This window comes from Scytonema sp. HK-05 (genome assembly GCF_963872035.1).
Classification (GTDB): domain Bacteria; phylum Cyanobacteriota; class Cyanobacteriia; order Cyanobacteriales; family Nostocaceae; genus Kalymmatonema.
Genome location: NZ_CAWMYC010000056.1, coordinates 1 through 8,310, shown reverse-complemented (window position 1 = coordinate 8,310; position 8,310 = coordinate 1). Strand labels below are relative to the sequence as shown.

Below are 8,310 nucleotides of genomic sequence, written 5' to 3'. Positions count from 1 at the left end.
ATTAACCTGTAAAGCCGTCAAACGAAGGACGGGGTTTCTAACCCATTTTTCTGATAACAAAGGACACATGAAAGCATCTCGTATTGTTGAGACAGGGGAAGAAATTCCAGCGTAGCACCTCTTAAGTGCCTCACTGCTACCACCCCGCAGTCACCGCGTGGGGTGGTTTTGCTTTAAGTGCTCAAGTTGTTTCTTCACTTCAGACATCTGATCATCAGAGATTCGGTAAAGGTAAAAAGTCAGTTCCTTAAGTACTTCAAGTACATTACTTTCTACCAGATATTTGAGATGTCTGTTGATGGTGCCTTTTCGCAGATTTGTGTTTTCTGCAATTTCTTGTGTGCTTATCCACCCATTAGCATCCTTTTAATTCTACCTAGCAACGCTCGAAAAAGTTGCTGGAACACCTACGTTATGCAATCACACTCTAAATTAACTTAGGTTTTACAGTAATAATAAGTGTTCAACCAGATTTGATATCACACACGTCGCAAAAATCTTTCGAACTTAAAGTAGAATCACCCCAAATCCTTTTGTTACTCTAATTCTAGACGATGAGGAAACAAAGCAATGTTGAAAGTTTTTGCTGACCGAGGTGGTACATTTACCGATTTGGTTGCGGTGACTGACGATCGCGCAATTATAGATGGACTCTCAAGACATTCTGTAGGAGAAAGTCCGTTACGTTTTTTAATTGTTCCCCTACCTAAGGGGCAATGGATTATAGTCTATAAATTACTTTCAGAAAATCCCGAACAATATCAAGATGCAGTTATTCAAGGTATTCGGGATATCATCGGTGTTTCAGGCAACGAACCCATTCCAACTGAAGCAATAGAAGTGGTCAAAATGGGGACAACAGTAGCAACAAATGCACTGTTAGAAAGGAAAGGGGATAGAGTCGCACTTGTGATTACCAAAGGGTTTAAAGATGCACTCTTGATTGGCTATCAAAACCGTCCTAACATCTTTGCCCGTCATATCATTTTACCAACCATGCTTTACGAGCAGGTGATTGAGGTTTCAGAACGCTATGATGCTAACGGTCAAGAATTAATCGCCGTAAATATTGAACAAGTCAAAAATGACTTACAAGCAGTTTACAACACAGGTATTCGCTCTTGTGCGATTGTTTTTATGCACAGCGATCGCTATCCTCAACATGAACAACAAGTCGCCAAACTTGCCCAAGAAATAGGATTTACGCAAATCTCCGTATCGCATCAAGTGAGTCCTTTAATGAAATTGGTCAGCCGAGGGGATACAACAGTCGTCGATGCTTATTTAACTCCTATTCTGCGTCGCTATGTCAACCAAGTAGCCAGTCAGTTACCCGGAGTCAGATTAATGTTCATGAAATCTGACGGGGGTTTAGTCGCAGCCGAACAATTTCAAGGAAAAGATAGTATTTTGAGTGGTCCTGCAGGGGGAATTGTCGGCGCAGTACAAACTAGCAAAAGGGCGGGTTTTGAGTTAGTCATTACTTTTGATATGGGAGGGACAAGTACAGATGTTGCCCATTTTAAAGGAGAGTATGAACGGCAACTAGATTCGGAGATTGCAGGGGCGCGGATGCGAGTCCCCGTATTAGCTATTAATACAATTGCTGCTGGAGGCGGTTCAATTCTATTTTTTGATGGTTCTCGTTATCGTGTCGGACCGGAATCTGCTGGATCAAATCCTGGTCCTGCTTGTTACCGACGTGGCGGACCATTAACAGTTACTGATGCCAATGTTATGTTAGGCAAAATTCATCCTCAATATTTTCCTTCTGTCTTTGGATTAGATGGCAATTTGCCTTTAGATAAAGATATTGTCATTCAGAAATTTACACAATTAGCTCAAGAGATTGAAGCTGTCACAGGAAATAGCCGTACGAACGTACAAGTCGCAGCTGGATTTATTGCGATCGCTGTGGAAAATATGGCAAACGCAATCAAAAAAATCAGCCTACAACGAGGTTATGATGTCACCCAATATGTGCTTTGTTGTTTTGGAGGCGCAGGAGGGCAAGTTGCTTGTTTAATTGCCGATACTTTGGGGATGAAAAAGATATTTCTTCACCCTTATGCTGGAGTTCTTTCTGCTTATGGAATGGGATTAGCTGATGTCCGGGCAATTAGAGAAGGAGGAGTAGAAAAGCCTCTCATCCAAGGATTAATTCCTCAACTAGTGCAGTTAATGGAGTTATTAGAAACCCAAGCGAGAAGTGAATTACCCCTCCCCAACCCTCCCACCCCCCTTTCATCCCCCCTTGGTAAGGGGGGACAGAGGGGGGTGCCCGATAGGGCGGGTGGGGTTGAAGCAAGTAGTGAAGAGGAAGTCGTCCGAAAAGTGAATTTAAAATATGAAGCTACAAACTCTAGCTTGACAGTTGATTTTGCCTCGGATGTGGCAGTGATGCAACAAGAATTTGAGGTTGAACACAAATCTCGTTATGGTTTCATTCAATTAGAGAAAAGCTTAATTGTTGAATCAGCCTCGGTGGAAGTTATTCAGAAGATGGATACTCCTGAAGAACCCTTAATAACTCGTACTCGTTCCATAGATGAAGTTCCCACGCCTGTTGAAACAGTACAGATGTTTACTGCTGAACAGTGGCATGATACTCCCGTTTATGAACGGGAAAATTTACAACCGGAAGATAGGATTAGTGGACCTGCAATTATCGTAGAAAAAATTAGCACGATTGTGGTTGAACCTGACTGGGAAGCAAGATTAACTGAACGTAATCATTTAATATTACAACGTCTCTAAATTGGCTATTAAGGTCTAATGTTTGCAATCCACTACAATCTTAGTGAAAAAAGAAGCATCTAATCAATGTCAAGCCAGCAAAGTCAAGCGATCGTTCTCCAGTTTTACAAAGCTTTCGATAATCGGAATATTGACCAAGCATTAGCACTTCTCGCCTCCAATTTTGTTGCTCACATGGCTGGTGTCCCTGAACCCCTCGACGGCGAAGGTTTTAAACAGTTCGGTATGGCGTTCTACTTAGCCTTTCTCAATGGTCAACACACATTTGATGAAGTGATTGTTGAAGGCGATAAAGTTGTCACTTGTGGGACGTTCACAGCTACACATTTGGGTGACTTTCAAGGTATTCCCCCAACTCTTAAGCAAATAAAATTATCAATTATGCACCTTGATCGCGTTGAGAACGGCAAAATCGTGGAGCATTGGGGACAAGGTGACGCGCTGGGATTAATGCAACAGTTGGGTATTGTTTTTCTACCAGGTCCCACACTTGTCCGGCATATCATTAAAAAGCTTTTAGCCAAGCCGTTTAAAAAGCGCTAGAGAGAGAAAAAGTAACATAAATTGCGGTAGTTATTGCGGCATAACATATTCATGAATTCATCAAATATCAACAAATAGGATTCCAAAATGTACACAACATCTCAACCCGATCCCGTCCGCTTAGAAATCTTCAAAAACCTCTATCAATTTATTGCCGAACAAATGGGGATTGTTCTCCAAAATACGGCAGCATCTGTGAATATTAAAGAAAGGCTAGATTTCTCCTGTGCTATTTTTGACGCTTCTGGATTATTAGTTGCTAATGCCCCCCACATTCCTGTACATTTAGGCTCAATGAGTGAAAGTGTCCGCAGTTTAATTAATGATAAAAGCGACACTATAAAACCAGGAAATGTGTATTTATCTAACAATCCCTATAATGGGGGAACGCATCTTCCTGATGTGACTGCGATTACTCCTGTTTTTGACGAAGACGGAAAACAAATTATTTTCTATGTAGCTTCTCGTGGACACCAAGCTGATATCGGTGGAATTACTCCGGGTTCAATGCCTCCCCACAGTACCACAATAGAAGAGGAAGGAATTCTCTTTGATAATTTTCTCTTAGTTGAGGAGGGAAATTTTCAGGAAACCGTAGTACGAGAGTTACTCTTAAATCATCCTTATCCTGCTCGTAACCCTGACCAAAATCTAGCTGATTTTAAAGCACAAATTGCCGCCAATGAAAGAGGAGTTCAAGAACTCGGTAAAATGGTTAAGCAATACGGACTTGAGACTGTCCAAGCTTATATGAAATTTGTGCAGGATAATGCTGAGGAGTCAGTCAGAAAGGCAATTGATGTTCTCAGTGATGGCTCATTTATTTATGAAATGGATAATAAGGCGCAAATTCAAGTTAAAGTGAATATAGACCGAAAAAATCGCAGCGCTACCATTGATTTTACTGGGACTTCTAAACAACTCAATAGTAACTTCAATGCTCCCAAAGCCGTCACTCAAGCTGCAGTTTTGTATGTTTTCCGGACTCTGGTTGATGATAATATTCCCCTGAATGCCGGGTGTCTGAAGCCTCTAGAAATTATTATTCCTGAAGGTTGTATGCTTAACCCAACCTATCCGGCAGCAGTTGTAGCAGGTAATGTAGAGACTTCTCAAATCATTGTCGATGCTTTGTATGGTGCTTTGGGTGTGATGGCTGCTTCTCAAGGAACAATGAATAATTTTACCTTTGGTAATGAGCGGTATCAATACTATGAAACCATCTGCGGTGGTTCCGGGGCGGGGGCTAATTTTGATGGTACCGATGCAGTACAAACCCACATGACGAACTCCCGCTTGACCGACCCAGAAGTTTTAGAAACCCGTTATCCTGTACAAGTAGAAAGCTTTTGTCTTCGTCCGGATAGCGGGGGTAAAGGAAAACATTGCGGTGGTAATGGGGTTATCCGTCGCATCCGGTTTTTAGAACCCATGACAGCTAATATTCTCTCTAATCATCGGTTTGTTCCTCCCTTTGGATTAAATGGTGGAGAAGCCGGACTTGTAGGACGCAACTCGATAGAACGTCAGGATGGAACCCAAGAGATTTTAGAGTTTCCAGCAACAGTAGAGATGAAGCCTGGGGATGTTTTTGTGATAGAAACCCCTGGAGGAGGAGGATTTGGTAAAGTCTCCTGAGTTTTGAATCAACAAATGTGATAGTAGCTTTTCTTCTTCTGGGCTTGTTAGTAATCTTGCCTCGAATTGCTGCAAATAAAACTACTCCCCCAGAAGTAAGATAATTTTTAGCACAGTGCAGCTATTTGATATATTGAAAGTGGGTATTCCACCTACTTGATGTACTCTTTGAAGTTTTGTATTTGAATTTCAAAAGAAAAAAAACATCAAAAATATCTCTATATTGAGAGGCGAAGATATCAATTAATTCTGGAGTGCCCGCACAACGACTACAGATCACGCCTCGTTAAATAAAATCTCCTTGCACAGTTAAACAATGAACAACTTATTTGGTCATTGGATCAGCGCCTTCAGAAAGAATTCGCTGTGGCTGGTTCTCTCTATGTTGCTGCCAACACTTGGGTTTGGTAAATCTGCCATAGCCGCAGAGCGAATTTATGCATCATATTCAGCCTTTGAGCGTTCGATATCTGTCACTGCTTTGGAAAACTACGCCAGAAACGGTGTCCTTGACGACGACTTGGTAGTTTATAGGCAATATCTGAAAAAAGAACAGCTTCAGCAGTTGCGGCATGCGTTGCTGACTCCGATTAAGGTAAATCCCGTCGCGGTGTCGCAATTTCTTTATACACCACAAGGAGAATTTCTGCTGCAACGGTTGGGAGAAGTGATTAAAACCGAATCTCGTCAACCAAAACCAGGATTTCACGCCTTACGAGGGGCGCTTATTTTAGCTTCCACTGAACCAGGAGGCTTAACGTTATTGAATTTGTTGCGTAAGTATCCGAGCCCCAATATTTATATAGATTTGTCAAGAACTTTGGGAATGGCTGCGGAACTAGAAAAACTGGTTAATGAAACAAATCGAGCTGTTACAGCAGTTTCTCAAAAGTCAAATGTCGAAGCTGCCACAATTAGACTACCGCTAGACTCCCAATTGCCAGATTTACGGCGTAAAGGACGGTTCATATCGCAAAAACAGACGCTGAAGTTTTTCGATTCACTACGCAAACGGTTTTTGTTGACTGATGTTTACCTTCCTAACGTTCAAAGTCGCGTCCCTGTAATCATCATTTCTCACGGTTTGGGTTCAGACAGCAGTAACTTTGAATATCTAGCCACTCATTTAGCTTCTCACGGGTTTGCTGTTGTTGTTCCCAATCATCCTGGGAGTGACACCAAACAATTGCGATCGCTCTTCAATGGAAGTACAAGTGAAGTAGCACAAGCCGATGAATTTAAGAACCGACCTCTCGATGTAAAATATATTCTTGATCAGCTCCAAGAACTTAGCAGAACGGATGCACGTTTTAAAGGTCGGCTCAACCTGCAAAGAGTCGGAGTGTTTGGTCAATCCTTCGGTGGGTACACAGCTTTAGCCTTGGCGGGTGCAAAGATTAACTTTGGACAACTCCAAAAAGACTGTCAACCAAAAGCACTCAAAAATACTTGGAATCTCTCTTTACTGCTTCAATGTCATGCACTCGAATTGCGTAGCAACAACCCTAAGGAATATCACTTTCGAGATGAGAGAATCAAAGCGATCATTGCGGTGAACCCAATGACCAGCAGTATCTTTGGAGAAGCTGGTTTAAGCCAAATTCAAACTCCAGTCATGATTGTCGCCAGCAGCGATGATACTATCGCGCCAGCTTTATACGAACAACTTTTGCCTTTCTCTTGGATAAAGAATTCACAAAAGTATCTAGCAGTACTTCGGCGTGCAACCCACTTTTCCATTATTGGTAATGGTAAGGGTAGCGCCGAACAAGTATCTTTACCTTCGGAGGTGGTTGGGTATAATCCAAGTGTTGCACAACGTTACATGAATGTTTTGAGCGTGCCTTTCTTTGAAACTTACGTTACACGAACGCCAGGATACGCTACCTACCTCAACGCCGCCTACGCTAAAGTTATTTCTGGTCGCTCAGGTGGTTTGAGTTTCATTCAGTCCTTGACGCGCACCGAGTTAGCACAAGCGAAGAGATGATGAGTAATGCTCTTGCAAAAGTCAATTACTATGAAAATTAAACCACAGATGGACACAGATGGACACAGATGAATTATCTGCGTGCAATGCTTTGTGCATCTGCGGTTATAATTTATAACTTATATGCAAGGATATGCAAGGTTTCCTCAATCTCAATAAACCATTTGACTGGACTTCCCACGACTGTGTGGCGAAGACACGTAAACTTTTGCGCCTCAAGCGCGTGGGACACGCTGGAACTTTAGATCCAGCAGCCACAGGAGTGTTACCCATCGCCGTTGGTAAAGCAACTCGCTTGTTGCAGTATCTTCCCGGAGAAAAAGCTTACAAAGCGACAATTCGCTTGGGTGTGCGTACCACAACCGATGATTTGGAAGGCGAAATCATCGCCTCGCAACCTTGCACTAAGTTGAGTTTAGACGCGGTGAAATCAGCACTGGAAAAATTTGTTGGCAAAATCGAGCAAATTCCACCGATTTACAGCGCCATTCAAGTCCAAGGCAAACGCCTGTACGAGTTAGCACGTAAAGGGGAAGATGTAGAAGTGCCAGCACGGATAGTGGAAGTTTTCCAAATTGAAATTTTGGACTGGCGAGAAAAGGAGTTTCCGGAAGTGGATGTGGCGATCGCCTGTGGTGCGGGGACATATATTCGGGCGATCGCCCGTGATTTAGGGACAGTCTTACAAACTGGTGGAACTCTCGCTGCTTTAACACGAACACAAAGCAGTGGGTTTGACTTAACAGATAGCATCACCTTGACCGACTTGGAAGCGAAGGTGCAAGCTGGGACATTTCAACCCACTCCCCCCGATGCAGCCTTACAGCATCTTCCTTTTATTACCTTAAGCGCAACTCAAGCACAGAAATGGTGTCAAGGTCAGCGCATTTGTGTTACTCTCAATGTTGTAGAAATCTTACGAGTTTACGATGAAGATGGGCGCTTTTTGGGAATCGCTAAACTGGTAAATTCAGATACAAACCAGCTACTAATTCCTGAAATGGTGTTCGAGCCTATCTAAATTATCTATGCTTATGACAAGATTCCGCTACCAAAAGCCATTTCAGGACTAATTGCTTATACATTGCGACTGTTTTTATGTATGCATTTGTGGCATCTATATGTGCCTGTACAGCTTCTTGATATAATAAACTGGCTTGAGGATTTTGCTGTTGTAAAGTTTTCATTGCTGTAATAAGTTCTGAAGAGCGTGCGTAGTCCTGTAGGAATTTATTGTACTCTTCAATGAACTGCTCGTATTCTTCAAAGCTTTTATGCATAACTCTCCAGTAGATTAATTTCTTTGCAAGGGGGCAAAACTAGCGTAGCTAGTTTTGCCCGCCAATATATCTATTTTTGGAATTAATTTAATATTAAATGTG

The 8,310-nt window shown here is 42.3% G+C and carries 7 protein-coding genes; 5 read left to right on the top strand and 2 right to left on the bottom strand.

Annotation, left to right across the window (positions count from 1 at the left end; translation table 11 throughout):
- Positions 1-150: 150 nt before the first annotated feature.
- A complete protein-coding gene (locus AACT52_RS41310) occupies positions 151-348 on the bottom strand; it encodes a helix-turn-helix domain-containing protein (RefSeq protein ID WP_143173022.1) in 198 nt (65 codons plus the stop codon).
- A 222-nt stretch (positions 349-570) separates the two neighbouring features.
- Here AACT52_RS41310 and AACT52_RS08740 point away from each other — a divergent pair, with 222 nt between their 5' ends.
- The 5 genes from AACT52_RS08740 to truB all read left to right on the top strand — a co-directional run bounded on the left by AACT52_RS08740 (position 571) and on the right by truB (position 7,949).
- A complete protein-coding gene (locus AACT52_RS08740) occupies positions 571-2,757 on the top strand; it encodes a hydantoinase/oxoprolinase family protein (protein WP_073636558.1) in 2,187 nt (728 codons plus the stop codon).
- A gap of 66 nt (positions 2,758-2,823) precedes the next feature.
- Positions 2,824-3,300 carry an ester cyclase gene (locus AACT52_RS08735; RefSeq protein WP_073636557.1) on the top strand — a complete coding sequence of 159 codons (477 nt, stop codon included), beginning with the start codon at positions 2,824-2,826 and terminating at the stop codon, positions 3,298-3,300.
- An 87-nt stretch (positions 3,301-3,387) separates the two neighbouring features.
- Positions 3,388-4,938: a hydantoinase B/oxoprolinase family protein gene (locus AACT52_RS08730; RefSeq protein ID WP_073636556.1), complete on the top strand. Its 1,551-nt coding sequence runs from the start codon at positions 3,388-3,390 to the stop codon at positions 4,936-4,938.
- 316 nt (positions 4,939-5,254) lie between these two features.
- Positions 5,255-6,928 carry an alpha/beta hydrolase gene (locus AACT52_RS08725; protein WP_073636555.1) on the top strand — a complete coding sequence of 558 codons (1,674 nt, stop codon included), beginning with the start codon at positions 5,255-5,257 and terminating at the stop codon, positions 6,926-6,928.
- A 133-nt stretch (positions 6,929-7,061) separates the two neighbouring features.
- Positions 7,062-7,949, top strand: coding sequence for a tRNA pseudouridine(55) synthase TruB (gene truB / locus AACT52_RS08720; protein ID WP_073636554.1), 888 nt, complete (start codon positions 7,062-7,064; stop codon positions 7,947-7,949).
- Between the two features lies 1 nt (position 7,950).
- Here truB and AACT52_RS08715 read toward each other — a convergent pair whose 3' ends face one another.
- Positions 7,951-8,208 (bottom strand): hypothetical protein, encoded by a 258-nt coding sequence (locus AACT52_RS08715; RefSeq protein WP_073636553.1) that lies wholly within the window; start codon positions 8,206-8,208, stop codon positions 7,951-7,953.
- Between the last annotated feature and the right edge of the window lie 102 nt (positions 8,209-8,310).

Coding starts and splice junctions, on each gene's coding strand:
- AACT52_RS08730 (WP_073636556.1), top strand. CDS start 3,388: ATGTACACAACATCTCAACCCGATCCCGTCCGCTTAGAAATCTTCAAA.
- AACT52_RS08725 (WP_073636555.1), top strand. CDS start 5,255: ATGAACAACTTATTTGGTCATTGGATCAGCGCCTTCAGAAAGAATTCG.
- AACT52_RS08740 (WP_073636558.1), top strand. CDS start 571: ATGTTGAAAGTTTTTGCTGACCGAGGTGGTACATTTACCGATTTGGTT.
- truB (WP_073636554.1), top strand. CDS start 7,062: ATGCAAGGTTTCCTCAATCTCAATAAACCATTTGACTGGACTTCCCAC.
- AACT52_RS08715 (WP_073636553.1), bottom strand. CDS start 8,208: ATGCATAAAAGCTTTGAAGAATACGAGCAGTTCATTGAAGAGTACAAT.
- AACT52_RS08735 (WP_073636557.1), top strand. CDS start 2,824: ATGTCAAGCCAGCAAAGTCAAGCGATCGTTCTCCAGTTTTACAAAGCT.